The organism is Oleiphilus sp. HI0079 (assembly GCF_001635105.1).
In genome coordinates this window covers 1-768 of record NZ_LWFT01000125.1, presented here as the reverse complement: position 1 = coordinate 768, position 768 = coordinate 1, and the positions used below count along the sequence as shown (strand labels likewise).

Here is a 768-nt window from a genome sequence, read left to right as displayed (position 1 = left end):
CCTTCTGCTCGTCCATTTTCTGTTCCGTCATTTAATCTCCTAAACCTTACAGCCTAAATGGGTGGCAAGGTGTCATCGTCTGGTTTCGGTACCAGGCTATCCATATGTGAGCTAGAGCTGCCAGCCATCGAGTCATCATGTGCCGATGCCGCAGCATCATGCGCGGCGTTATTGGAATCGTCTGAACTCGCGTCTTTACCTGCAGCATTGGCGTCTTTGTTGTCTGGATCTGCAAGTGCTTTTGCATCCGCTTTCTCTTTGTGATGTGCGCTTAGATGGTCTGCAATCATGTTCTGCAGTGCATCGTTCGATTCATTATCGGCCGCTGAACCAAACACTTTTGAGGCCCTCTCATCAACTTCCGTTCCCATGGAGCCTGTATGGCTCTGTTTGAGATCGTGAAGCCGACTAAAGTCGACGTCATTTACTTCTGCTGACTCGTCAAATGCAAGCGTAATTGTTGGAATCGTAAGATCATCGACGACAGATTCATCGGGTTCGTCATTTTGAGTATTTGTGACAGGTGCCAAAGACATATCCTTTACCGCAATATGTTCAACGTAATGCCCACTGTGGCCGTGTGTCGCCTGCGCACTCAAATGCACTTCCACAAGCATCTGAGTCGCTGCGACACCACCTTGAGTAATCACAAAATGCTCAATAACATCTCCCGTTACACCGGTCCCAGTTTTATGCACGCCAGAATCTGGAGCCCCAGTGTTATAGGTCACTACACCCGTATTTGGATCGACCGAGAGCGAGCCATAC

Annotated in this window: 1 protein-coding gene; it reads right to left on the bottom strand. The window is 49.0% G+C overall.

All coding sequences use genetic code 11. The annotated features are described in order from the left end of the window. Nucleotides 1-53: 53 nt before the first annotated feature. On the bottom strand, nucleotides 54-768 hold a 715-nt coding region (locus A3750_RS25675), incomplete at its 5' end, for a hypothetical protein (protein ID WP_369819913.1).